General features: G+C 45.8%; 26 protein-coding genes. 12 read left to right on the forward strand and 14 right to left on the reverse strand.

The features are described from left to right. The first annotated feature begins 323 nt into the window (after positions 1 to 323). The 4 genes from V7728_RS00285 (at position 324) to nupQ (ending at position 5,070) form a co-directional block, all read left to right on the forward strand. On the forward strand, positions 324 to 1,397 hold the full coding sequence (locus tag V7728_RS00285) for a BMP family lipoprotein (protein WP_007408665.1): 1,074 nt from the start codon (positions 324 to 326) through the stop codon (positions 1,395 to 1,397). A gap of 141 nt (positions 1,398 to 1,538) precedes the next feature. Next, positions 1,539 to 3,071 (forward strand): ABC transporter ATP-binding protein, encoded by a 1,533-nt coding sequence (locus V7728_RS00290; protein ID WP_099567049.1) that lies wholly within the window; start codon positions 1,539 to 1,541, stop codon positions 3,069 to 3,071. Further along, positions 3,064 to 4,110 (forward strand): ABC transporter permease, encoded by a 1,047-nt coding sequence (locus tag V7728_RS00295; RefSeq protein ID WP_099567050.1) that lies wholly within the window; start codon positions 3,064 to 3,066, stop codon positions 4,108 to 4,110. The genes V7728_RS00290 and V7728_RS00295 overlap by 8 nt, the downstream gene beginning before the upstream one ends. Continuing rightward, positions 4,111 to 5,070, forward strand: coding sequence for a guanosine ABC transporter permease NupQ (gene nupQ / locus V7728_RS00300; protein WP_003152071.1), 960 nt, complete (start codon positions 4,111 to 4,113; stop codon positions 5,068 to 5,070). A gap of 45 nt (positions 5,071 to 5,115) precedes the next feature. Here nupQ and V7728_RS00305 read toward each other — a convergent pair whose 3' ends face one another. Next, positions 5,116 to 5,334 carry a hypothetical protein gene (locus tag V7728_RS00305; protein WP_007408668.1) on the reverse strand — a complete coding sequence of 73 codons (219 nt, stop codon included), beginning with the start codon at positions 5,332 to 5,334 and terminating at the stop codon, positions 5,116 to 5,118. A 243-nt stretch (positions 5,335 to 5,577) separates the two neighbouring features. On the opposite strand from V7728_RS00305, the gene V7728_RS00310 reads away from it, so the two are divergent. From V7728_RS00310 to mnhG, 7 genes are read left to right on the forward strand one after another with little or no spacing between them, the layout of a single operon-like run. Continuing rightward, positions 5,578 to 7,980 (forward strand): Na+/H+ antiporter subunit A, encoded by a 2,403-nt coding sequence (locus V7728_RS00310; protein WP_099567051.1) that lies wholly within the window; start codon positions 5,578 to 5,580, stop codon positions 7,978 to 7,980. Beyond that, on the forward strand, positions 7,977 to 8,408 hold the full coding sequence (locus V7728_RS00315) for a Na(+)/H(+) antiporter subunit B (RefSeq protein ID WP_007408670.1): 432 nt from the start codon (positions 7,977 to 7,979) through the stop codon (positions 8,406 to 8,408). The genes V7728_RS00310 and V7728_RS00315 overlap by 4 nt, the downstream gene beginning before the upstream one ends. Beyond that, positions 8,408 to 8,749 carry a Na(+)/H(+) antiporter subunit C gene (locus tag V7728_RS00320; RefSeq protein ID WP_003152063.1) on the forward strand — a complete coding sequence of 114 codons (342 nt, stop codon included), beginning with the start codon at positions 8,408 to 8,410 and terminating at the stop codon, positions 8,747 to 8,749. Before V7728_RS00315 ends, V7728_RS00320 begins: the two co-directional genes overlap by 1 nt. After that, on the forward strand, positions 8,742 to 10,223 hold the full coding sequence (locus V7728_RS00325) for a Na+/H+ antiporter subunit D (protein WP_099567052.1): 1,482 nt from the start codon (positions 8,742 to 8,744) through the stop codon (positions 10,221 to 10,223). The genes V7728_RS00320 and V7728_RS00325 overlap by 8 nt, the downstream gene beginning before the upstream one ends. A 5-nt stretch (positions 10,224 to 10,228) precedes the next feature. Further along, a complete protein-coding gene (locus tag V7728_RS00330) occupies positions 10,229 to 10,705 on the forward strand; it encodes a Na+/H+ antiporter subunit E (RefSeq protein ID WP_007408672.1) in 477 nt (158 codons plus the stop codon). Next, positions 10,705 to 10,989, forward strand: coding sequence for a Na(+)/H(+) antiporter subunit F1 (locus V7728_RS00335; RefSeq protein WP_012118311.1), 285 nt, complete (start codon positions 10,705 to 10,707; stop codon positions 10,987 to 10,989). The genes V7728_RS00330 and V7728_RS00335 overlap by 1 nt, the downstream gene beginning before the upstream one ends. Beyond that, the gene (gene mnhG / locus V7728_RS00340; protein WP_003152056.1) at positions 10,973 to 11,347 is read left to right on the forward strand and encodes a monovalent cation/H(+) antiporter subunit G; all 375 of its coding nucleotides are present in this window, start codon (positions 10,973 to 10,975) and stop codon (positions 11,345 to 11,347) included. Before V7728_RS00335 ends, mnhG begins: the two co-directional genes overlap by 17 nt. Before the next feature lie 39 nt (positions 11,348 to 11,386). Here mnhG and V7728_RS00345 read toward each other — a convergent pair whose 3' ends face one another. The 6 genes from V7728_RS00345 to degQ all read right to left on the reverse strand — a co-directional run bounded on the left by V7728_RS00345 (position 11,387) and on the right by degQ (position 16,231). Beyond that, positions 11,387 to 11,770: a hotdog fold thioesterase gene (locus tag V7728_RS00345; protein WP_012118312.1), complete on the reverse strand. Its 384-nt coding sequence runs from the start codon at positions 11,768 to 11,770 to the stop codon at positions 11,387 to 11,389. Between the two features lie 21 nt (positions 11,771 to 11,791). Then, a complete protein-coding gene (locus tag V7728_RS00350) occupies positions 11,792 to 12,436 on the reverse strand; it encodes a response regulator transcription factor (RefSeq protein ID WP_003152052.1) in 645 nt (214 codons plus the stop codon). 80 nt (positions 12,437 to 12,516) lie between these two features. Next, on the reverse strand, positions 12,517 to 14,826 hold the full coding sequence (locus V7728_RS00355; protein WP_099567053.1) for a sensor histidine kinase: 2,310 nt from the start codon (positions 14,824 to 14,826) through the stop codon (positions 12,517 to 12,519). A 19-nt stretch (positions 14,827 to 14,845) separates the two neighbouring features. Next, positions 14,846 to 15,022, reverse strand: coding sequence for a competence pheromone ComX (locus tag V7728_RS00360; protein WP_007408675.1), 177 nt, complete (start codon positions 15,020 to 15,022; stop codon positions 14,846 to 14,848). Further along, entirely contained in the window at positions 15,022 to 15,906 is an 885-nt protein-coding gene (locus tag V7728_RS00365; protein WP_032865221.1) for a polyprenyl synthetase family protein, read from the reverse strand. The genes V7728_RS00360 and V7728_RS00365 overlap by 1 nt, the downstream gene beginning before the upstream one ends. A gap of 184 nt (positions 15,907 to 16,090) precedes the next feature. After that, positions 16,091 to 16,231, reverse strand: coding sequence for a degradation enzyme regulation protein DegQ (gene degQ, locus V7728_RS00370; RefSeq protein WP_003152043.1), 141 nt, complete (start codon positions 16,229 to 16,231; stop codon positions 16,091 to 16,093). A gap of 464 nt (positions 16,232 to 16,695) precedes the next feature. Between degQ and V7728_RS00375 the strand changes: the two genes are divergently transcribed. After that, positions 16,696 to 17,037, forward strand: coding sequence for a hypothetical protein (locus V7728_RS00375; RefSeq protein ID WP_099567054.1), 342 nt, complete (start codon positions 16,696 to 16,698; stop codon positions 17,035 to 17,037). Between the two features lie 6 nt (positions 17,038 to 17,043). Here V7728_RS00375 and V7728_RS00380 read toward each other — a convergent pair whose 3' ends face one another. The 7 genes from V7728_RS00380 to V7728_RS00410 form a co-directional block, all read right to left on the reverse strand. Continuing rightward, complete coding sequence (locus tag V7728_RS00380) at positions 17,044 to 18,267, reverse strand: EAL and HDOD domain-containing protein (protein ID WP_007408678.1); 1,224 nt, start codon at positions 18,265 to 18,267, stop codon at positions 17,044 to 17,046. 129 nt (positions 18,268 to 18,396) lie between these two features. Further along, complete coding sequence (locus tag V7728_RS00385; RefSeq protein WP_020954301.1) at positions 18,397 to 19,863, reverse strand: nicotinate phosphoribosyltransferase; 1,467 nt, start codon at positions 19,861 to 19,863, stop codon at positions 18,397 to 18,399. Positions 19,864 to 19,880: 17 nt separating this feature from the next. Continuing rightward, entirely contained in the window at positions 19,881 to 20,432 is a 552-nt protein-coding gene (locus V7728_RS00390) for a cysteine hydrolase family protein (protein WP_003152033.1), read from the reverse strand. 96 nt (positions 20,433 to 20,528) lie between these two features. Continuing rightward, the gene (locus tag V7728_RS00395; RefSeq protein ID WP_003152031.1) at positions 20,529 to 20,927 is read right to left on the reverse strand and encodes a YueI family protein; all 399 of its coding nucleotides are present in this window, start codon (positions 20,925 to 20,927) and stop codon (positions 20,529 to 20,531) included. Between the two features lie 65 nt (positions 20,928 to 20,992). After that, positions 20,993 to 21,241 (reverse strand): YueH family protein, encoded by a 249-nt coding sequence (locus V7728_RS00400; RefSeq protein ID WP_003152028.1) that lies wholly within the window; start codon positions 21,239 to 21,241, stop codon positions 20,993 to 20,995. Between the two features lie 72 nt (positions 21,242 to 21,313). Further along, positions 21,314 to 21,535 carry a spore germination protein gene (locus V7728_RS00405; RefSeq protein WP_007408682.1) on the reverse strand — a complete coding sequence of 74 codons (222 nt, stop codon included), beginning with the start codon at positions 21,533 to 21,535 and terminating at the stop codon, positions 21,314 to 21,316. Between the two features lie 61 nt (positions 21,536 to 21,596). Beyond that, on the reverse strand, positions 21,597 to 22,703 hold the full coding sequence (locus V7728_RS00410; protein ID WP_015418110.1) for an AI-2E family transporter: 1,107 nt from the start codon (positions 22,701 to 22,703) through the stop codon (positions 21,597 to 21,599). Positions 22,704 to 22,732 lie beyond the last annotated feature (29 nt).

The following is a 22,732-nucleotide window of genomic DNA, read 5'->3' on the forward strand; positions in this document are numbered from 1 at the left end:
TTGTATGCTATATAAGGATAATGACCTGGCTGATCCTCCTCTGTTTTATCCAGATGAGGAAGCCGATTCATAAAATTGATATTTTTTAAAAAATAAGCAAATTTCTATTTATTTATGGCGGGTAAAATGATAAATTATGATTGGTTAGCAGATCTTTTCAGATAAGTCATAAGTCCCGAACCCGGAAGAGACAGCCGCTCAAGGCGGGAAAAAGAGAGACGTCTCATCATTATTATCAGAAAGTTTTTTCGATTCTGCATCCGGTACGGGGACTCAAGTCTGAATTGAACGGCACAGCCATATTTTACAGGGGGGTTATATCTTTGAAAAAACGCAAAATCGGAATGGCGATGGCGCTCATCGCGGCGGCCGGAACCATATTAAGCGCATGCGGTTCAAGTGACAAAGCAAACGGCTCCGGCAGTAAAAACTTTACCGTCGGCATGGTAACGGACATCGGCGGTGTCGATGACAAATCATTTAACCAGTCCGCCTGGGAAGGTATTCAGGCATTCGGAAAAGACAACGGGCTTACAAAAGGCAAAAGCGGTTTTGACTATCTTCAATCAAAATCAGATGCAGATTATACAACGAACTTAAATAAATTAGCGCGGGAACACTTTGACCTGATTTACGGCGTTGGGTATCTGATGCAGGATTCCATCAGCGAAATCGCCGATCAGCGCAAAGACACAAATTTTGCGATCATTGACGCCGTTGTCAAAAAAGACAACGTGGCGAGCCTTACATTTAAAGAGCAGGAAGGTTCATTCCTCGTGGGAGCAGCCGCTGCGCTATCAAGCAAAACGGGAAAAGTCGGATTCGTGGGCGGAATGGAGTCTGAATTGATCAAAAAATTCGAAATCGGCTTCCGCGCGGGTGTACAAGCCGCAAATCCGAAAGCGACCGTCGAAGTGAAATATGCGGGCGGATTTGACAAAGCCGATGTCGGCAAGGCGACGGCTGAAAGCATGTACAAATCAGGCGTTGACGTCATTTATCACGCGGCCGGCGCAACGGGAACGGGCGTCTTCACAGAAGCGAAAAATCTGAAAAAAGAAGATCCGAAGCGGAACGTATGGGTTATCGGTGTTGATAAAGACCAGTACGCGGAAGGTCAAGTCAAAGGCACAAAAGACAATGTCACTCTCACATCAATGGTCAAAAAAGTGGATACAGCCGTAGAGGACTTAACGAAAAAAGCAAGTGACGGGAAATTCCCGGGCGGCAAAACATTAACCTACGGTTTGGCGCAAGATGCAGTCGGCATCTCGGATCACAAGGAGAACCTTTCTGACGATGTCATCAAAGCAACAGACGATTGGAAGAAGAAAATCGCGGACGGACTCGAGATCCCTTCAACTGAAAAAGAATTGAAATCCTTCAAGGCTGAGTAAGAACCAGGGGATAAGGAGACTTCCGTGCTTATCCCCTCTCTTTTATGAAAAGAGCGGTGAAGGAAAAGCTGCATCTCTTGCAGCTTTTCTTTTGCCAAGCTCTTTCTCATCAAAGTATCTCTGAAAAGGAGCGTCAAATCGGTGGATTATATCATTGAAATGCTTAATATACGCAAGGAGTTTCCCGGAATCGTCGCCAATGATGACGTCACGCTTCAAGTGAAAAAAGGCGAAATACATGCCCTTCTCGGTGAAAACGGCGCCGGAAAATCGACACTCATGAACGTTTTATTCGGCCTGTATCAGCCGGAAAAAGGCGAGATCCTGGTGCGGGGCGAACGCGTTCACATCAACAGCCCGAACAGAGCCAACGATCTCGGCATCGGGATGGTGCACCAGCATTTTATGCTTGTGGATACCTTTACCGTCTCAGAAAATATCATTCTCGGAAAAGAGCCGAAAACTTTCGGCCGAATTGACAGACAGCGCGCCGCCCGGGACGTGCGCGATATTTCCGACCGTTACGGCCTGCACATTGATCCTGAAGCCAAAGTTGCCGATATTTCCGTCGGTATGCAGCAGCGGGCGGAAATATTAAAGACCCTCTACCGGGGCGCCGACATTCTCATTTTTGACGAGCCGACCGCGGTGCTGACCCCGCACGAAATTCAAGAACTGATTCAGATTATGAAAAATCTTGTCAATGAAGGAAAATCAATCATCCTCATCACCCACAAATTAAAAGAGATTATGGAAGTCTGCGACCGTGTCACCATTATCCGGAAAGGAAAAGGCATTACAACACTCGATGTCGCACATACGGATCAAGATGAACTGGCAAGCCTTATGGTCGGACGCGAAGTGTCATTCAAGACGGATAAACAAGCGGCCGATCCGAAACAAGAAGTGCTTTCACTTTCTGATGTAACGGTTAAGGACGCGCGCGGCGTTGAGGCGGTCAAACAGCTCTCCCTCTCAGTCAGATCCGGTGAAATCGTCGGCATTGCGGGCGTTGACGGAAACGGCCAGTCTGAATTAATTGAAGCCATTACAGGTCTCAGAAAAACGAATGCCGGCACGATCACGTTAAACGGCAAACAGCTGCAAAACATGCCGCCCAGGAAAGTCACTGAAGCCGGCATCGGGCATATTCCGCAGGACAGGCATAAACACGGGCTCGTCCTTGATTTTCCGATCGGAGAAAATATCGTGCTGCAAAGTTATTACCAAAAGCCCTACTCTTCTTTCGGCATATTAAATAAACACACGATTTATGACAAAGCGCGAAGCCTGATTGAAGAATACGATGTCAGAACACCTGATGAATATACGCCTGCGCGCGCTCTCTCCGGGGGGAATCAGCAAAAGGCCATTATCGGCCGGGAAGTGGACAGAAATCCGGATCTTTTAATTGCGGCCCAGCCGACGCGGGGACTCGATGTCGGCGCGATTGAATTCGTCCATAAAAAGATCATTGAGCAGCGTGACGCCGGTAAAGCGGTGCTTCTGTTATCTTTTGAACTTGATGAAATAATGAATCTCAGCGATCGCATCGCCGTCATCTTTGAAGGCAGCATCATCGCAAACGTCAATCCGCTTGAAACAAACGAGCAGGAGCTCGGACTTTTAATGGCGGGAAGTAAGCAAATGGAGGCGGGGAAAACACATGATTAATCGACTTTCTCATCTGGCTGTGCCGCTGATTGCGATCATCCTTGGATTAGCTGCGGGTGCGGTCATCATGCTCGCCAGCGGCTATAATGTCGTAAGCGGGTATTCGGCTCTTTGGAGCGGCATTTTCGGTGAAGTGTATTACATCGGGGAATCGATCCGGCAGATTACGCCATATATTTTGTCCGGATTGGCCGTGGCATTCGCATTTCGGACCGGCCTGTTTAATATCGGGGTTGAAGGACAGCTCCTTGTCGGCTGGACCGCCGCGGTGTGGGTCGGCGCTTCCTTTGACGCCCCCTCTTACATCCACCTTCCGCTTTCGTTATTGGCGGCTGCGGCTGCGGGCGGCATTTGGGGCCTGATTCCCGGATTTTTAAAAGCCCGTTTTTTTGTCCACGAAGTGATTGTCACGATCATGATGAATTATATCGCTCTTCATTTAACCAATTATCTCATTTCCGATGTCATGACGGACCACCGGGACAAAACAGACAAAATTCATGAAAGCGCGTCGCTCCGCTCGCCGTTTTTAGAGCAGCTGACAGATTACTCCCGCCTTCACTGGGGCATTCTGATCGCTCTGTTTGCGGCAGTCCTCATGTGGTTTATCATTCATAAAACAAAAAGCGGATTTGAATTCCGGGCTGTCGGCTTTAACCAGCACGCCGCACAATACGCCGGAATGAGCGTCAGAAAAAATATGATGTACGCCATGATGATTTCCGGCGCCTTCGCGGGGCTTGCCGGCGCGATGGAAGGACTCGGAACCTTTCAATACGCGGCGGTTAAGGGCGCCTTTACCGGCGTCGGCTTCGACGGCATTGCGGTTGCGCTTCTCGGCGGCAGCACGGCAATCGGCGTTGTTCTGGCGGCATGTCTTCTCGGCGGCCTTAAAGTCGGGGCATTAAATATGCCGATTGAATCCGGGGTGCCTTCTGAAGTCGTTGACATCGTCATCGCCATTATTATTTTGTTTGTGGCATCAAGCTACGCCATCCGTCTCATCCTTGATAAATTGAAGAAAAAGGGGGCGAAGTAAGTGGACTTCCTGCAGATTTTATCCATTATTGTCCCGGCAACACTCGTATATGCGGCTCCGCTTATTTTAACTGCTCTCGGCGGTGTGTTTTCTGAAAGATCTGGGGTTGTCAACATCGGTCTTGAAGGACTGATGATTATCGGCGCCTTTACAAGCGTCATGTTCAACTTATTTTTCGGACGCGAGCTTGGCGCCGCCGCTCCGTGGCTCGCCTTGGCTGCGGCTATGATTGCCGGCGGACTGTTCTCACTGATCCACGCGGCCGCCGCGGTTTCTTTCCGCGCCGATCAGACGGTAACCGGTGTGGCGATCAATATGCTCGCATTAGGAGCGACACTGTTTATCGTCAAGCTGATCTACGGAAAGGCCCAGACTGATAAAATCCCGGAGCCCTTTTACAAAACGAACATTCCCGGGTTAAGCGATATTCCGGTTTTAGGAAAGATTTTCTTTTCTGACGTATATTATACGTCGATTTTAGCCATCGTACTGGCCTTTGTTTCCTGGTTTATTTTATTCAAAACGCCGTTCGGCCTCCGCATCCGTTCTGTCGGGGAACATCCGATGGCGGCCGATACGATGGGAATCAACGTGTTCGGCATGCGCTATATCGGCGTCATGATCAGCGGGCTGTTCGGCGGGCTCGGCGGCGGTGTATATGCTTCCACGATCGCGCTTGATTTCACGCACTCCACCATTTCCGGACAAGGCTTTATCGCTCTCGCCGCGCTGGTTTTCGGCAAATGGCATCCGATCGGCGCGCTCGGGGCTGCGCTGTTCTTCGGGTTTGCACAGAGTTTGAGCATTATCGGCTCGCTTTTGCCCCTGTTCAAAGACATTCCGAATGTATACATGCTGATGGCTCCTTACATTCTGACCATTCTCGCGCTTGCCGGCTTCATCGGCCGCGCGGATGCGCCTAAAGCCAACGGCATCCCTTACATTAAAGGAAAACGCTGATTGCCACAAAAAAAAGAGTTCCGCACCCTGGTGCCGGAACTCTTTTCATCTATATACGATTCTGATATACTCACGCGGCTGAAACGGTGTTTGCATTGATTCAGCCGCACTCAGCTTGTCTTCCGCGTATTCCGCACCGAGAAAAAAACGCTCCCAATTATCTGCCTCCGTCTGCTGCCGCGTTTTGCAGAAATCGTCCGCTATGAATGTTCCTGCAATAATAGAACAAAATATTCCAATACAGGCCGCCGCCTTTCTCTTCATCTGACCAGCTCCTTTTTTAAAAGCTTGATCTGAAAGATAAATGTATATACAAAGATCAGGATATTTGATAAATTTATTTTGGGTTCAAAAGACCACAAAAACACAGAGAGGAATACATTATGCCGTAGCAGGGTAAAAAAAAGTGCGATATAATTTGTACTGGGTCCTATGACCGTGAATTGATTGATTCACTCTTACATAAAGCAGTTGCTTGATGAAAAAACAAGCAAAGGAGGTCTTCTGTTGCAGCTGTTACATTTCGCGATTTTGGCGCCTTTTTTATTTGCATTTATCGTTCCCTTTCTTTATAAACGGGTAAAACAAGTCCATACAGGCTGGTTTGTGCTGATAGTGCCCGTTGTGCTGTTTGTTTACTTTATCAGCAAGCTCCCTGTAACAATGGCTGGGGAAACCGTCCGGTATGCGGCCGAATGGATTCCGTCCCTCGGTATTAACTATACCGTTTATCTTGACGGACTCGGGCTGTTATTCGCTTTATTGATTACGGGCATCGGCTCTTTAGTGACGCTTTACAGTATTTTTTACTTATCGAAGGACAAAGAAAAGCTCGGCCCCTTTTATGTGTACCTGCTGATGTTTATGGGCGCGATGCTCGGCGTTGTGCTCGTCGATAACGTCATCGTGCTTTATATGTTCTGGGAGCTGACAAGCCTGTCATCCTTCTTATTAATCGGGTATTGGCATAAGCGGAAGAAATCACGCTACGGGGCGGAAAAGTCACTGCTGATTACCGTCGGCGGCGGGCTGTGCATGCTCGGCGGCTTTATCCTGCTGTATCTGATGACGGATTCTTTCAGTATCAGGGAAATGGTCAACCAGGTGCATATTATCGCAGGCCATCCATTCTTTATTCCGGCGATGGTTCTCCTGTTATTGGGAGCCTTTACGAAATCAGCGCAGTTTCCGTTTTATATCTGGCTGCCTGATGCCATGGAGGCGCCGACTCCTGTCAGCGCCTATCTGCACTCGGCTACAATGGTGAAAGCGGGCATTTATCTGATTGCCAGATTCAGTCCGGTTTTTGCATTTTCACCCGTCTGGTTTTGGACGGTTGCCTCAGTCGGTCTGATCACGATGGTATGGGCTTCCTTTAATGCGATGAAACAAACCGATTTAAAAGCGATTCTGGCATTTTCCACAGTCAGCCAGCTCGGTATGATTGTATCGATGCTCGGCGCAGGAGCCGCCGCGCTTCATTACCAGCATTCAGAGTATTTTACGGCGGCTGTCACCGCGGCTGTGTTTCACTTAATTAACCATGCTACTTTTAAAGGAAGTTTATTTATGGCGGTCGGCATTATCGACCATGAAACGGGAACACGGGACATCCGCAGGCTCGGCGGACTGATGGCGCTTATGCCGGTAACGTTCACCGTTTCACTGATCGGAACGTTTTCCATGGCGGGCCTCCCTCCGTTTAACGGCTTTTTAAGTAAAGAAATGTTCTTTACAAGTATGCTGCGGATTGCTCATGCAGATATTTTCAGTCTTGATACATGGGGCGTGCTGTTCCCCGTTCTCGCATGGATCGGGAGCGTCTTCACTTTCATCTACAGCATGAAGCTGTTTTTCAGAACGTTCAGCGGGGCGCGCAAACCTGATCAGCTTGAAAAGACGCCGCATGAAGCACCGCTCGGCATGCTGATTTCGCCGGTCATTCTTGCCGCTTGCGCCGTCAGTCTGTTTTTTGCACCGAACGTTTTGTCTTACAGCCTGATTGAACCGGCGATGAACTCCATTTATCCGGCTCTGTTAACCGGCGGAGATACATTCCATGTCCAAATTTCCCAGTGGCACGGGGTGACGGCTGAGGTAATGATGACCCTCGGCATCATCATTGTCGGCACGATCGGTTACGTAACGCTGTCTAAATGGGAGCGTTTGTACGGTCTGTTTCCGAAAAAACTGACGCTGAACAAGCTTTACGATGCGGTGACGGGCAGTATGGAAAAAAGATCTTACCAGCTGACGTCATCTTATATGACCGGATTTTTGCGGGATTATCTGCTGTATATCTTTGCGGCGTTTATCATTCTCATCGGAACGGCGTTCGTCACAAAAGGCGGCTTTTCCATGACAGCGAAAGGCATGGCTGAAATCGGCCTGTATGAAATCGTGCTGTCCCTCGTTATGGTGAGCGCAACGATTGCGACTGTGTTCGCCAAATCGCGGCTGACGGCCATTATCTCACTCGGTGTTGTCGGGTACACACTCGCGCTGTTTTTCGTGATTTTCAGAGCGCCCGATCTGGCGCTCACGCAGCTCGTCATTGAGACGATATCCGTCGCCTTGTTTCTTCTTTGTTTTTACCATCTGCCGAAAATGCGGCGGAAAAAGAAGACAAGAACATTCCGGATGACGAATTTTATCATTTCTCTCGGTGTCGGCGTCATCGTGACAATGCTCGGAATCGCGTCTTCCAGCGAAAAAACAAAAGACAGCATCTCCTCCTTTTTCACCGCTTACAGCCATAAGCTCGGGGGAGGAAACAATATCGTCAATGTCATCCTCGTTGATTTCAGGGGATTTGATACGATGTTTGAAATCACGGTGCTGTCGATTGCCGCACTCGGGATTTACGGCATGATCAGAACAAAAGTAAAAGAGGAGGGAGAAGAGCGTTGAGACAGCAAAACACAAACGACATCATCCTTCAGACGGCAACGAAGCTTGTATCTTTTATCATTCTGCTTTTCTCTTTCTATTTATTTTTATCGGGGCATAACGCTCCCGGCGGAGGATTTGTCGGCGGACTGATTACGTCTTCGGCCATCGTGCTGTTGCTTTTGGCCTTTGATTTAAAAACCGTCAAATCGATTTTGCCCGTCAATTTTATTTATGTGGCGGGCGCGGGTCTGCTTATCGCGATTGCAACGGGTGCAGGTTCGTTCTTATTCGGAGCACCCTTTCTCACCCATACATTCGGCCATTTTCATCTCCCGGTGCTTGGGAATACGGAGCTTGCGACGGCCACTTTGTTTGATTTAGGTGTGTATCTCGTTGTTGTCGGCGTGACGATGACCATTATTCAAACGATTGGAGAGGAAGAATAATGGAAATCTTAATGTCTGTCATTGCCGGTATTTTGTTTATGGCGGCAACCTACCTGCTGCTTTCTAAAAGTCTGCTGCGCGTGATTATCGGCACCGCGCTTTTAAGCCACGGCGTCCATTTGCTGCTTCTGACCATGGGCGGACTGAAAAAAGGCGCTCCTCCCATACTGGGCGGAAAAAGCACGTCGTTTGTCGATCCGCTGCCGCAGGCACTCATACTGACGGCGATCGTTATTTCGTTCGGCGTCACGTCCTTCCTGCTTGTGATGGCGTTTCGCGCCTATCAGGAACTGAAAACGGACGATATGGATCGAATGAGGGGAAATGATCAACATGAATAACTTTGTGATATTGCCTATTCTGGTGCCGCTGCTTGCCGCAGTGCTGCTGATTTTTATGAACAGGCGCGTGATGCTGATGCGGGTATTCAGCACTGCCGCTTCCTGTGTCTCCATCGTCATCAGCGCCGCTCTCGTTCAGACGGTTTTCACACACGGGATTCAGACGCTGACACTCGGCGGCTGGAAAGCGCCGTACGGCATTGTGCTCGCCGCGGATCAGCTTGCCGCACTGCTTGTTTTGACAACCGCCATAATCGGGCTGCTCGTCACCCTGTACTCCTTCCGCTCCATCGGAGAAAAAAGGGAGCGCGCTTTCTATTATTCAGGGGTGCAGTTTCTTCTGGCCGGCGTAAGCGGAGCGTTTTTGACGGGTGACCTGTTCAACATGTACGTCTTTTTTGAGCTTCTGCTTATCGCGTCCTACATGCTGATCGTGCTTGGCGGAACGAAAATTCAATTAAGAGAATCATTGAAGTATATCGTGTTTAACATTGTGTCATCCGCGTTTTTTGTCATCGGCGTCGGTTACTTATATGCGGTGACGGGCACGCTGAATATGGCTGATCTAAGCGTGAAAATAAGTGAATCGGGCCAGACCGGGCTGATCACCGTCATCGGCGTCCTTCTTCTCGTCGTTTTCGGTTTAAAGGGCGGGATATTCCCGCTGTATTTCTGGATGCCGGGCTCTTATTACGCCCCGCCGGCTGCGATTTCGGCCCTGTTCGGGTCTCTTTTGACGAAAGTCGGCCTGTACGCCATTTTAAGAGTATTCACCCTGATCTTTATTCACGATACGGGCTTTACCCACCAATTGATGATGTGGCTTGCGATGCTGACGGTGTTATTCGGCGTAATCGGATCTATCGCCTTTTCGGATGTCATGAAAATCGTCATCTACAATATTATTACAGCCGTCGGCGTGATTTTGTTCGGCATTGCCATGAACACGCCGGCCTCCATTCAAGGAGCGGTTTATTACTTGATTCACGATATGCTGATTAAAGGAGCGCTGTTTATGCTCGCCGGCACGCTTATCGCATTGACAGGCACTGCCAGCCTGCATAAAATGGGCGGACTGATCACCCGTTATCCCGTTTTGGGATGGATGTTCTTTATCTCAGCCATATCTCTGGCCGGCATCCCGCCGTTCAGCGGATTTATGGGCAAGCTGAAGATCGCGGAAGGCGGGTTCGATAAGGGGGAAACTTTGTTTTCCGTATTGATTCTCTTATCAAGCCTGCTTGTGCTCTATTCCGTGCTGAAGGTTTTTACGACGGCTTTTTGGGGGGAAGAAAAAGAAATCCCGGGCGCCGGCAGACGGTCCGCAAAAGGACTTCTTTATCCGGCAGCCGCTTTTCTCCTTTTGTCGCTTCTGTTCGGGCTCGGAACCGAATGGGTTTCACCGTATGTCAATCAGACGGCTGAGAATCTGCTGAATCCGGAAAAATACATTGAAGCTGTTTTGAAGGAGTAGATGGCATGGCTTTTCAACTATTATTAAATGTTCTTCTCGCTGTTTGCTGGATGTTTCTCACAAACAGCCTCAGCGCGGCGGGTTTTATGACCGGATTTATCGCGGGCTTGGCGGCGCTGTTTTTTTTCCGGCGCTTCTTCTCGCGGCCGTTTTACATTTGGAAAATATGGTCAGTCATCAAACTGGCGCTGATCTTTATAAAGGAATTATATTTGGCCAATGTCAGCGTGCTGAAAACCGTTATATCGCCGAAACTGAACATCCGCCCGGGCATTTTCGCGTTTAAGACGGAATTGACGGAGGATTGGGAGATCACGCTGCTCTCGCTGTTAATCACTTTAACACCGGGTACGCTCGTAATGGATATCTCCGATGACCGGTCGATTCTCTATATACACGCCATGGACATTGAAGATGCGGAGAAAGCGATCCATGACATCCGCGTCTCTTTTGAGAAAGCCATTCAGGAGGTGAGCCGCTGATGTTTACGTTTATTCTGCAATTATCACTCGGCATTATGGCGGTTTCGACTCTTCTGTACGTCATTCGCGTCATAAAAGGGCCTACGATACCGGACCGGGTCGTCGCGCTTGATGGGATCGGCATTAATCTGATTGCCATGACCGCGCTTGTATCCATTCTCTTAAACACATCGGCCTTTTTGGACATCATTCTGCTGCTCGGCATTTTATCGTTTATCGGCACGATTGCCTTTGCTAAGTTTTTGGAGAAAGGAGAGATTATCGAAAATGATCGAAATCGTTAAATGGGCCGTCGCCGTTTGTATTCTGATGGGATCGCTGATCTGCCTGGTCGCGTCTTTCGGCACACTCAGGCTTCCTGATGTGTATACGCGCGCCCACGCCTCTTCAAAAGGCTCGACACTCGGCGTTAATTTGGTATTGCTCGGGGTGTTAGGCTACTTGTGGATGCTGACCGGAGAAATTTCTGTAAAAATACTGCTCGGCATCATTTTTATCCTGCTGACGGCGCCGGTCGGAGCGCACCTCATATGCAGGGCCGCGTACAATTCGGGAGCGGCGCTTGATAAAAGAAGCGTACAGGATGATTACAAAGGAATCAGAAACTTTGTGATCAAACGAAAAGAAGATTCATATTTATAAAAACAAACAGCCGGACGATTCAGGGTTCCGGCTGTTTGTTTATTTTGTTATAACAGCCAGTGTGCAGCGGGAAACACAGATCAGCCTTTCCCGTTCATCGAAAATGTTAATCTCGTACACAATGGTTGCCCTGCCTGTGTGAACGGGTTTCGCAATCGCCGTGACCGTCCCGCCCTCTTTCACGGATTTTAAATGATTGGCATTAATCTCAAGCCCGACACACGCCTGGTTCGACCGGTCGATAAAATGCTGGGCCCCGACACTTGCAACAGTCTCCGCCAGCGCTGCTGACGCGCCTCCATGCAGATATCCGAAAGGCTGCACCGTCCTCTTATCCACCGGCATCACCGCCACGCATCTCTCCGGCGTGTTTTCAGTGATTTCAATACCGAGTGCGCCGAGCAATGTATTGTTCAGATTCATAGGTCATTCTCCCTTCAAGATTTATAGTACGTTATCTGACTTGGCGATCAGCACCGCTTCAGTTCGGGAGCCGACATTCAGCTTGTTAAAAATGGATGTCAGGCTGTATTCAATTGACCGCTTGCTTAAGTGAAGCGCATCTGCGATTTCCTGATTGGTCAAACCTTTTTCGACCTCTTGGAGAATATGTCGCTCTCTCGGGGTTAACCGATCCTGCTCACTTTGAGGGGAAGAAGACGTTTTTGTTTTTTGCTGGGTCATCAGCTGTTTGAAATAGGAGAAATCAACTAAAATCTGTCCGTTGAGCACGTGATATATGTATTGCATGATTTTCTCTTTAGATTCGGTTTTGCTGATGGCGCCATGCAGGCCCGCGCGGATGGATTCTTCAAAATAATCTTCAACCTCATAGCCTGTGTAGACAATGATTTTACAGAGAGGATTCTCTTTTAAGATTTTCTTGGAAAGCTCTATGCCGCTGATGTCATCACCCAGATTTAAATCCATTAATATGAGATCGTAAGCTGAAAAATCATGCCGGAGAACGAATTGTTCACTGGCATCAGGACTGAGGCAATCGACAGAAAGATTCGTGTCCGTTTCCAGAATCGTCTTGGTGCCCTCCATGACAGCCGGATGATCATCAATCACTAGTATCTTTTTCATGGTTTCCTCCCTTTTACTCACTCATTTCCATTTTATTAAAAAGACTTGGCTTCTGCCAAGTCGATTTGGTGATAAATTGGTTACAATTCCATTTCAATATCTACTTTAAAACCGTTTCCTTCACTTGTGTCGATTTTCATCCGTCCGTCAAGCGCACGGACGCGCTCCTTAATACCCGAAAGACCCATGCTCATCGACTGCCCGCCGCCTTCTTCCTGATTGCATCCGACACCGTCGTCTTCATAATGCAGAATCACTTTATTTTGAATGCTGATCAGCATAATCAGCACCTCATTCGCCTGTGAATGTTTCATGGCATTCGAAAGAAATTCCTGAATAATGCGGTACAAATTCAGCTGCGTATCCAAATCCAGCGCCGCCGTAAACCGGCCCGTATTCAGACGGATATGAAACGGCGCACGCTCCTGCTGCTGTGCGGCAAGCTTGGATACCGCCTTGACCAGGCCCAAATCATACAGCAGCTGAGGCCGAAGCTCATGGCACGTCTCCCGGGTCATCAAAATGACATCGGACATCTGCTCATTCATCTGATGAAGCTTGTCCTGCACCTCTAACTGGCAAGGCTCCTCTTTCTTAAAATCGGCCAGAAACAGCTCACACTGGCGCTTCAAAGAAATCAAGTCCTGCAGCACTGAATCATGCAGATCACGGGCCAAATCCGAACGCTGCTTTTCCTCTATCGTAAACATCAGCTTTTTTAGCCAGACCGGGTTTGAGCCTTGTTGTTTTAGATCTTGTAAATGGTTCATGAGTTCTTCGATCTGTATCACATTTTCCATAGAGACACTCGTATAGAAAGACAATGTCTTCAGCCATGAAATCTCATCTCGTGTCAGTCTCGGTGTATTAATAGTGGACAAACAAAGCAAAACATAAGAACTTCCCCCGCGTTCTCCTATCTTGATTAAAAAACCGCGGTTTAGCTCAATGATTTTTCCAATCTCTGAAGTAACTTTCTTAAATTCTTTTGAATACATTTCCCAGTCAGGCTCATTATCCTTTTTATCATGATATAAAATGTCACCCTCAGAGGTAACTTCAAAGACATAAGCTTTACTGACAAGTAGAACATCCAGAATCGTCTTTTTCAGTTCTTTAAACATTTGTTTTAAAGATGTTATGCTTCTGATAAGCTGAGTATATTTGAATATACTATCTTGATAATTAAATTTTTCAGAAAAACGTTTTAACCGAAATTTAAAATCTATTATTTCTTTAAAGTAAAATACAGCAAACATTACGATAAAGATGAAAACAGTCTGTCTAATAGGATTCATTTGAAGCGCATTTGTTCCCGCCCAGACCGATAAAACTCCGACAATAACTAGCGTTGGGATTACAGCCAGTAAAGTATAATACCTCATTCTTCCTAATATAAATTCTATATCAAATATTTTATTTGCAACAAACTGATATACTAATCCAAATGGGATAAGGACAAGCAATGAGGCTGATGCCAGTGCTGGAAATATATAATCACCAGTTAAAATATTAGGTGCGACGTAAAAAAGTAAAAATGGAGCAAAAGAAAGTGTATTTGTCAGAATTAAAACTTTCAAAATATAAGCATGCTCTGAATATTTATATTTATATAAGTGATAGAACACGAGAACAAAACCTGAAAGAGTAACGAGAAAAAACGAGATAAGATTAAGGTTTGTTATAATGTTTTCAAAAGGTAATTTCTTACGGAAAAATTCCAGGATAATATTAAAAATCGGAAATATATATAAGAAATTGATTAGACGATTTGCAAACTTCTTTCCTAATTCCTCAAAATATTGTTGTATGAACTGAAGATAAAATATAGGAGAAGCTATAAATGTGAACAAATTGACATACCTGTTAAATGAATGTCCTCTAAATGGTCCTCCTGCGCTTATATAAGCAATTGAAATATCTAACAAAAACAAAATTAAAATGTATCCCGCAAACGATTTTCTTGTTTGATTCACCTTTAGAATGTAAAATATACATACTATACTTAAAAAATAAAACACAAGTGGAAGAACGAATACAAAAAAGCTATAGGATTTGTCTAAATTAACAATATCAAAATCATCTAAATGAATTTGCTTTCCATTTCTGCTTACATCTAAACTTTTGATATGACTAAGATTATCTCCTTTTAAAAATTTAGCAGATGGTTTTTCTTTGTTGATTTTTAGAATGATGTCACCTTTTTCTAAACCTACGAATTTCCCGTAAGTAGTTTCTGACATCTCTATTACTTGGAATTGTTTGTTTTTATTTTCAATAACTTTTGTCCCGATTATAATCCCATTTATGTTTATATATGAAACATAGCAAACATAAACGAGGCTTAAGATAATGACTGAAATAGTGAATTGTTTAATAAAGTTTTTCACATATTACACCACCGAACATTCATCCTTTTTCCCATTGCTCTATTTTTCCATCGTTTTTCACAATTGAAGATTCTTCAAATGAATTGATTAATATTTGAGTAATACCTGAATCATAGCCTAATAAACTTGCTTCATTGACTTTTAATTTTTTTAACACTTCCGGATATTTCAATATATAATTGATCAAATCCTGCATTATACTTCAATCCCCCTATTAACTACATATTTTTTCAATTTATCTATTTTACTGGTTTCAAGATTTAGTTTCTCTATAGCATTTTCACATTTTTGCTTATACAATTGGTGTAAAACTGAAACATACTGAGTAACACCTGCATCAGTTAATGTCTGAATAAAATTGTTTTTATCAGATATAAACTTAAGGTGTGTTTCTCTATGAGAAAACATACGAACCAATTTTTCAGAAGGCTCGTTAAACAGCCTCTTAAGGTACAAGTTGATTAACGTGTGTTTATCTTTTAAAATATCACTGCGTTTAGAGCTGAAAAGAGCCAGATAATCACTATATATCTGTTCAAACATTCCTTTGTAATAGGAATACGTTTCAACAGTTTCATTATACTTTCCAGTTGCTAACATAGTACCTGCCACATTGGATAGAGCGAATAGACTCCCGCATTTTAATCTAATGACCTCTAAACTTTCATCTTCTTTCTCTGGCTTATTGATTATATCATCGTGTTGTCCTTGCATAGCGTCTTGTGTATATTTCAGTATGTAAGAAAGAATAAAAGGATTCATGTTAATTGAATTAATCCCCTGCAGCCCTGCTGTGTATAATGAAAAAGCTGCGCTTAAAGCTTCTGAACGGTCTATCTTCATCCAAAGAGCTTGTTTGTTATCTTCATCTTCAAGATCATCAATAATATCGGCGGAAAGCGTAAGAATTTCAATTCCCGCCGCAAGTTTCTCAGCAGTCTTAAAATCCCTTCCGCCAAAAACTTCATAATGCAATAAAGCAGATTCAGCAAAGGTTAAATATTTTCTGGATTCAACAAACCCAAGAAGAAGCTGTAGTAAATGTTGATTGAATATGTTTTGCTCTATTATACTCTTCATTTTATTCTTGATTTGGTTGGCATCTAAACACATTTGCTCAATAATTGTCTTCACCCTCCCATTCTATTTTACTAAATGCAGGTGATGAAAGACAGCAGGTTTTTCGTTTTTTAACAATCGTATAATACTTTATCCATGAAATGGATAAAAAATGCACAAAAAAAAGACTTGTTTCCAAGTCTTTTTAAGAAATTTTCATTGCATATGAGAATTTATCGAGCTGATCAATGCTTTTGTTAATGTTTCGTAATGAGTCGGTTGTTTCTCTGATATCATTTTCAAGTCGGAATAATAATTGCTTTACTTCTTCTAATTTGTTTTCCACCGTTTCCACACTCCTTTTTTTGAAAGATCAATGAATTGTGTATGGTGAACGAGTCCTAGGTATTTGATCTGTTACTAATAGTGTAAACGTTTTTGCGGGATTTTTCACCGAAAAGTATGTGTAAAAGTATCTGCGTGACACCGCAAACCGAGGTAATCCCATAGTCCCGAACAGAGCATTTAGCGAACAGGACTATATAACTACCAGAAAGGCAGACGTTTAGGATGAAGCAGACCAATCTGGCGGTTCTGCTGTTTTTTTAACGGTTTTCCGACAAACCGGCAAGGACTATAGTCCCTGCCGTCGCAATTTCAAAACAGAATGGGCGAACAGCGTCGCATAACCACCGACAAACACCGAAAAGACCGCAACCCCCGCATTGTGGTCTTTTGCATGTCATAACTCGTTATCACGCCGCCTATACTCATATATAACGAATGTTTTCTCAGGAAGGAGGCCGCCGTATGCATTATGTGTATCCATGCTTCCCTGTTTTCGCCGCGCCATACCGGCATCCTGCGCCCAGTGCCCCGGTTCACGCAGATATTTTGACAGCGTCCGCAAAAGAGGCTGCGGGCATGCTGGAGGATGCCCGCCTGCTCCTTACGCGGCTGTCGGCGTCAAAAGAGCTTGCGCGCCGTATCCTCACCGCAGCGCAATCATCTGACACCGCAGCGGTCAAGCGGCTCATTAAGCAGACCGGCATCAAAACTGACTTTGACGTGACGTATAATCCCGACGGCATCCGTGTCAGTCTGGTCAGAGAGCAAAGCCGGTTTATCATCGCCCTCAGGTGGTCGGCTTAAAGCGGCTCAATCCACGATCAGCTGCCGGCACCATTCGATCGCCTGTAAGTAACATTCATACGCTTCTTCTTTGTTCAGTTCTTTTCCCCACTCGTCACAGTCCCAGTTGTTGCATTCAATGGCTTTGACGAACGCGAGCATCTTATAATAATCGTTTTCATAACCGAGCAGCGCCTGTCCGACTTCATCGATTAAAGGCAGTTCTTTGATGATATCCTCCAGCTCCCTGTGGAGAAGCGTATCGATGAGCGAAAACATGCCGATCAGCATGTAAGAAGAGGGCTGGGGCCTTCCGGTTCTTTTCGCCAGCAGTTCGCACAGTTTGGCCCTGATTAAGGAAATCTTAATGATTTCTTTTTGGCTTGAGTGGCTTTTCGCCGTTAAATCTCTGAATGAAAGAATGTAAATCAAGCGCTTAATCTCATTCAGCCCAAGCATCATGATGGCCTGCTGGATGCTGTCTATCTTTTTTTTCAGCCTTGTTTGCGATCCGTTTAAAAAACGCAGAATCTGATACGATAAGCTGACGTCCCGCTCTATGTATTCCGTCACGCGCTGTATATTGGGCTGGTCATTGTTTAATTCGCTTAAAAGCTGGTAGTAAGAATGAAAATGAAACGTCAGATCATTTCCGCTGATGACACGCGGTTCACTGAAAAAATATCCTTGAAACAGGTGAAAGCCGTCTATGGCCGCCTGTTTATAATCTTTTCTCGTCTCCACTTTCTCCGCTAAATAAATCAGACTTTTACAGCTGTACGTCTGAATGATTTTTTTGCGCTCCAGACGCGAGGATTGCAAAAAATCGATTTTTAAAATATCAATATATTTCATCAGCTGTTCCACTAACTCTTCATTTTCCGGATTGATGGCGTAAAAATCATCAAGTGCTAATGTATATCCTAATTTCTTCAGCTGTCTGCATCTTGAGATGAGTGCCGGAGTGATCGGTATGTCCTCAAGAATTTCGATAATAAGCTGGTCAGGATCAAAGGAGGTAGGGAGATCTGAAAACATCAGGCTTTCTGTAAAATTCACAAAGCAGCGTTTCCCCTCAGTCAGCTTTTCGATTCCGATGTTGATAAAGCTGTTAATAATGAGATCCGTCGTAGCTTTATCTCCGTCAGCGGCCGAATAACGGTTCTCTTCGCTCTCCCGGTAAAGAAGTTCATAAGCAACAACCTGTTCGTTTCTGTTGAAGATAGGCTGTCTCGCAACAAACACCTTCATTCATTTACCCCCTTAGATGCGGCCTTCGAACATAAGTATATCAAATAACTTGACGAAATTTGTCTAAATGTGAAAAATATTATCACAACAAAAAGGCCTTTCCAGAGAAAGGAAAGGCCGCTTTGTCTTCTATTCAAGTTCCCGTTTCAGCTCGCTTTTGATTTCATGAATCCGCTGCATCTTGTTGCTCCAGCAGTCTTCGCTTAAATCGACCGGATATTCTTCCGGCTTGCTGATCCGTTTGTATTCCTCCCACAGAAGTTTGAGGTTATCCTGCACGTATTGCTGGATGTCGGTAATTTCGGGATTATCATAGCATAAAACGCCGTTTTCAAAAATCGGCTCATGCAGGTCTTTCGCATAGAAATCAGTGACGAATTTGCTGACGAACGTGTGGACGGGATGGAACATTTTTAAGCGTTTCTGATCATTTACCCGCTCGTCATAAAGCGCGATATAATCACCTTCCGAGTGGTGATTCAGCTTGTTGATAATCCGGTATACTCTCTTTCTTCCCGGCGTTGTCACTTTTTCAGGGTTTGACGAAATTTTAATGGTGTCGGTCAGTTTGCCGTCCTCTTCAATGGCGACAAGCTTGTAAACCGCGCCGAGAGCCGGCTGATCGTATGCGGTAATCAGCTTCGTGCCGATGCCCCACGTATCGATTTTCGCTCCTTGCGATTTCAGATTTAATATCGTGTGCTCATCAAGATCGCTTGAAGCAATGACCTTTGCGTCTGTGAAACCCGCTTCATCAAGCATTTCACGCGCTTTTTTTGACAGGTACGCCAAGTCCCCGCTATCCAGGCGGATGCCGATGAAGTTGATCCGGTCGCCGAATTCCTTTGCGACTTTAATCGCATTCGGCATGCCCGAACGGATCGTATCGTACGTATCTACGAGAAATACGCAGTCTTTGTGGGTCTCCGCATATTTCTTAAATGCCGTATATTCATCGCGGTACGCTTGTACGAGCGCATGAGCGTGCGTGCCGGATACCGGTATATTAAAACGCTTTCCGGCTCTTACATTACTCGTCGCGCTGAAGCCGCCGATCAAAGCCGCTCTCGCTCCCCACATAGCCGCATCCATTTCATGGGCGCGCCGCGTTCCGAATTCGAGGGCGTCTTCGTCACCGACAACGCCTTTAATGCGGGCTGCTTTCGTGGCGATTAATGTTTGGTAATTCACAATGTTAAGCAGAGCCGTCTCAATCAGCTGGGCTTCGATCAGGGGCGCTTCGACCCGCATAATCGGTTCGTTGTTAAAAACGAGCTCGCCTTCTTTCATGCTGTAAAGAGATCCGGTAAAAGAAAGATCCCGTAAATACTCAATGAAATCATCAGCATAGTGCAATTCCGTTTTTAAATAATTCAGATCGCTGTCGGTAAATTTGAAGTTCTCCAAGTATTCGATTGCTTTTTCTAAGCCCGCAAATACCGCATAGCCGTTTTCAAAGGGAAGCTTTCTGAAAAAAAGCTCAAAAATCGCTTTTTTCTCATGAATGCCGTCTCTCCAGTACGTTTCGGCCATATTAATTTGATAAAGATCTGTATGTAAAGACAAACTGTCGTCTTTAAAACCATGCTCCACCAAAATTGTTTTCCCCTTCCTTACTCTGCCACTTGCGCTCCGATGCTGTTCTTAAAATGGGACAGGGCCCATTCATGCCCTTCCGGATTAAAGCTGGCCACAGCGTTTTGATGAATGACGATCTGAAAGCCCTTGTTGTAGGCGTCAACCGCCGTGTGAAGAACGCAGATGTCCGTGCACAGGCCCGCAAGATGCAGCTCAGTGATCTGCCGTTCCCGCAGTTTCAGCTCTAAATCCGTTCCCGCAAAAGCAGAATATCTCGTTTTTTCCATATAATTTACGTTTTTTGCGTGTTTATGTTTCTCATAAAGAGGCGATAGCCTTCCGTACAGCTCTTTGCCCTCCGTGCCGTTGATATTATGCGGAGGAAACAGGCGTGTCTCGGGATGAAAATCATCGTCTGCATCATGCGAATCAACCGCAAAGACAACGTAATCACCGTTTTCTATAAATGCTTGCGTCAAACTGACAATCGTATCTTCAATCTGTCTCGCGGGTTCTCCGCAGGTTAATGCCCCGTTCTCTGCTGCAAAATCATTCGTATAATCAATGCATATAAATGCTTTTTTCATAGCCGGCCTCCCCGCCATTCATATGAAAACCATTATATCCTATCTCCACTTGTAAGTGAATTGGCATTGTAAAATGACAAACGGTGTTTTGCCCTTTTAAGATTTCAGGAGTGAGCGCTGAAAAATGTCATCCTGTACGTAAATGCCGTCAAGGTTCACGGCATAATCGGCGGCAAAAACCAGGCCGAGCGGCGTTTCGAATTGAAGATCCGATATGACGGAGCTTCGGACACCGGCAAGTGCGGCAAGCTTCATATATGGTGAATAAGCATGATACGGGAGCCTTCCGTTTATATAGAGCACCGCGTCTTTTCGGCTTTTCAGCGCCTGTTTCACTTCTTCATACGGCTGCTTTTGCAGCACCTGCCCCTTCGTCAGGGCAATGATGACTCTTTCACGCAGCGAGCCTAAAAATAAATGGCGTTCATCCGGTTTCGTCTGCAGAGGGCCGTACATCCCCTGCTGTAAATAAAGGTCAACCGTTTTGTCGCTCATCGGCCTGTCCCTCCTCAGCTTGTTTTACAATTATCGCCCCGGACGGGACGCGGTAAACCGCTTCGTTACATTTCAGCCACCCAATGGGAGATCTTGCCGGCGAGCTCTCCGGCGGGTTCTTCTTCAATCAGCTTGCTGAATGATTGTAAAAGCCGCTGCGCCAGCGCCTTTTTCTCTTCCTCATAGGAAATGATCGTGCTCCACTCAAGTTCCGGAACGGCTACAAGGGTATGCTGTTCTTTTTTATTTTCATGCAGATATACATCACCGATCATTCCGGACTGCACGGTAATATTCGCTTTTCTGATTTTCATAAAAAATTCCCCTTTTATAAAGACTGATTCTATTATACTACAAAAAAGCGACAGCCTCCTAAAAGGAGGCTGTCACGCGTTAAACCAATCAGGTTCGTCAAACACATCGATGTCTTCAAAGCGCGTTTTGCTGAATTTATTAGTAACTTTGACAAAATCTCCGGAATGAAACGCCCCTGCCCCCGCGCCTGAGTGGTCAACGGCTTTGGGAGAAATGGCAAACACGTCACCGAAGCTCGCCGCAGCGTCTCCGGCTAAACTCATAATATAAATCGGTCCCACAATTGCAGGCATACCCACACCTCCGCTTTTCTTTACAGCATTTTATGCGCTGCATCGGGAGTTGTGCCCGTTTTTATTTCGGCTTGCGGCTGTCTTCGAGCTTTGACCGCTGACGAAGTTTGATAAGCCGGACGATATTTAAGACGAAAGCTTTTAAAACCGCGTAAACCGGCACGGCCAGAATCATTGCGAGAATGCCGCCGAAACTGCCCGCTCCGATAAGCAGAAGAATAATGGTGAGCGGGTGGGTATTGAGCCGTTTCCCGATGACAAGCGGAGAAAGCAGATTCCCGTCAAGCTGCTGGACGACAACGACAACAATAACGGCAAACAGCGCCTTAGCCGGCGAATCCATAAACGCGATAATCACCGCGGGCGCCGCCCCGAGAAACGGCCCCAGGTACGGAATGATATTGGTGACGGCGATCACCATCCCGAGAATTAACGCATACTGCAGGCCGATGATCCAATATCCGATAAAGCATGCCGTTCCGACAAAGAGACAAATCAGCAGCTGTCCTTGGAAATAGGCGGCCAATGTGACATATAAGTCATTAAATATTTTGCGACCTTCCGCCCGGTAGGAAGTAGGCAGGATTTTAACCGCCAAGAGCGGAAACCGCCGGCCGTCCTTCAGCATATAAAACAAAATGAACGGAACGGTGATCACGACAAGCGTGATATTCGTAACGACGCCGAACACGGCCGACAGGCTTGCCGTAATATTTTGCGGAAGGCTTTGTAAAAATCCCGTCAGAGACTGCTGGATTTTTTCTATCGACACATAATCCTGCGTCATCATCCACGTAAACCATTTGGAATGGGATAATTGCGCCGTCAAGACTTGAATCTGATGAATGTAATCAGGGAAATTGTTAATCAGCCCCGTGACCTGGGAAGCCACAATCGGTCCGATGGCGGTGAACATAAAGGCAATCAGGCCGATGAAAACGAGATAAATGAGCAGGATCGCCAATGTCCGGGGGATTTTTTTCTCAAGCAGGCGCACGATCGGATTAAAAATGAAAAACAAAATGCCCGAGATCAAAATCGGAAAAAACAGAGTGGTGATAAAACCGAAAAACGGCTGAAAAATAAACGAGACTTTCGTTGATACGTAAATAATGAGCAAAACGAGCAAAATTTGCAGCGTCCAAAAATGGACCTTTGATTTCAACAAGCGGTTTCCTCCTATTGTCATGTGAACTT

Source organism: Bacillus sp. JHAA (assembly GCF_036961585.1).
GTDB lineage: Bacteria > Bacillota > Bacilli > Bacillales > Bacillaceae > Bacillus > Bacillus velezensis.

What these genes read in the sequence shown, in the direction of transcription:
- V7728_RS00325 (WP_099567052.1), top strand. Translation starts at nt 8,742, where the DNA reads ATGAATAACTTTGTGATATTGCCTATTCTGGTGCCGCTGCTTGCCGCA.
- V7728_RS00350 (WP_003152052.1), bottom strand. Translation starts at nt 12,436, where the DNA reads ATGAAAAAGATACTAGTGATTGATGATCATCCGGCTGTCATGGAGGGC.
- V7728_RS00395 (WP_003152031.1), bottom strand. Translation starts at nt 20,927, where the DNA reads ATGAGCGACAAAACGGTTGACCTTTATTTACAGCAGGGGATGTACGGC.
- V7728_RS00345 (WP_012118312.1), bottom strand. Translation starts at nt 11,770, where the DNA reads ATGAATCTGAACAATACATTGCTCGGCGCACTCGGTATTGAAATCACT.
- V7728_RS00405 (WP_007408682.1), bottom strand. Translation starts at nt 21,535, where the DNA reads ATGCCTGCAATTGTGGGACCGATTTATATTATGAGTTTAGCCGGAGAC.
- V7728_RS00390 (WP_003152033.1), bottom strand. Translation starts at nt 20,432, where the DNA reads ATGAAAAAAGCATTTATATGCATTGATTATACGAATGATTTTGCAGCA.
- V7728_RS00335 (WP_012118311.1), top strand. Translation starts at nt 10,705, where the DNA reads ATGTTTACGTTTATTCTGCAATTATCACTCGGCATTATGGCGGTTTCG.
- V7728_RS00360 (WP_007408675.1), bottom strand. Translation starts at nt 15,022, where the DNA reads ATGCAGGATTTGATCAATTATATATTGAAATATCCGGAAGTGTTAAAA.
- V7728_RS00305 (WP_007408668.1), bottom strand. Translation starts at nt 5,334, where the DNA reads ATGAAGAGAAAGGCGGCGGCCTGTATTGGAATATTTTGTTCTATTATT.
- V7728_RS00295 (WP_099567050.1), top strand. Translation starts at nt 3,064, where the DNA reads ATGATTAATCGACTTTCTCATCTGGCTGTGCCGCTGATTGCGATCATC.
- mnhG (WP_003152056.1), top strand. Translation starts at nt 10,973, where the DNA reads ATGATCGAAATCGTTAAATGGGCCGTCGCCGTTTGTATTCTGATGGGA.
- V7728_RS00330 (WP_007408672.1), top strand. Translation starts at nt 10,229, where the DNA reads ATGGCTTTTCAACTATTATTAAATGTTCTTCTCGCTGTTTGCTGGATG.
- V7728_RS00380 (WP_007408678.1), bottom strand. Translation starts at nt 18,267, where the DNA reads ATGAAGGTGTTTGTTGCGAGACAGCCTATCTTCAACAGAAACGAACAG.
- V7728_RS00320 (WP_003152063.1), top strand. Translation starts at nt 8,408, where the DNA reads ATGGAAATCTTAATGTCTGTCATTGCCGGTATTTTGTTTATGGCGGCA.
- V7728_RS00365 (WP_032865221.1), bottom strand. Translation starts at nt 15,906, where the DNA reads ATGAAGAGTATAATAGAGCAAAACATATTCAATCAACATTTACTACAG.
- V7728_RS00400 (WP_003152028.1), bottom strand. Translation starts at nt 21,241, where the DNA reads ATGAAAATCAGAAAAGCGAATATTACCGTGCAGTCCGGAATGATCGGT.
- V7728_RS00375 (WP_099567054.1), top strand. Translation starts at nt 16,696, where the DNA reads ATGCATTATGTGTATCCATGCTTCCCTGTTTTCGCCGCGCCATACCGG.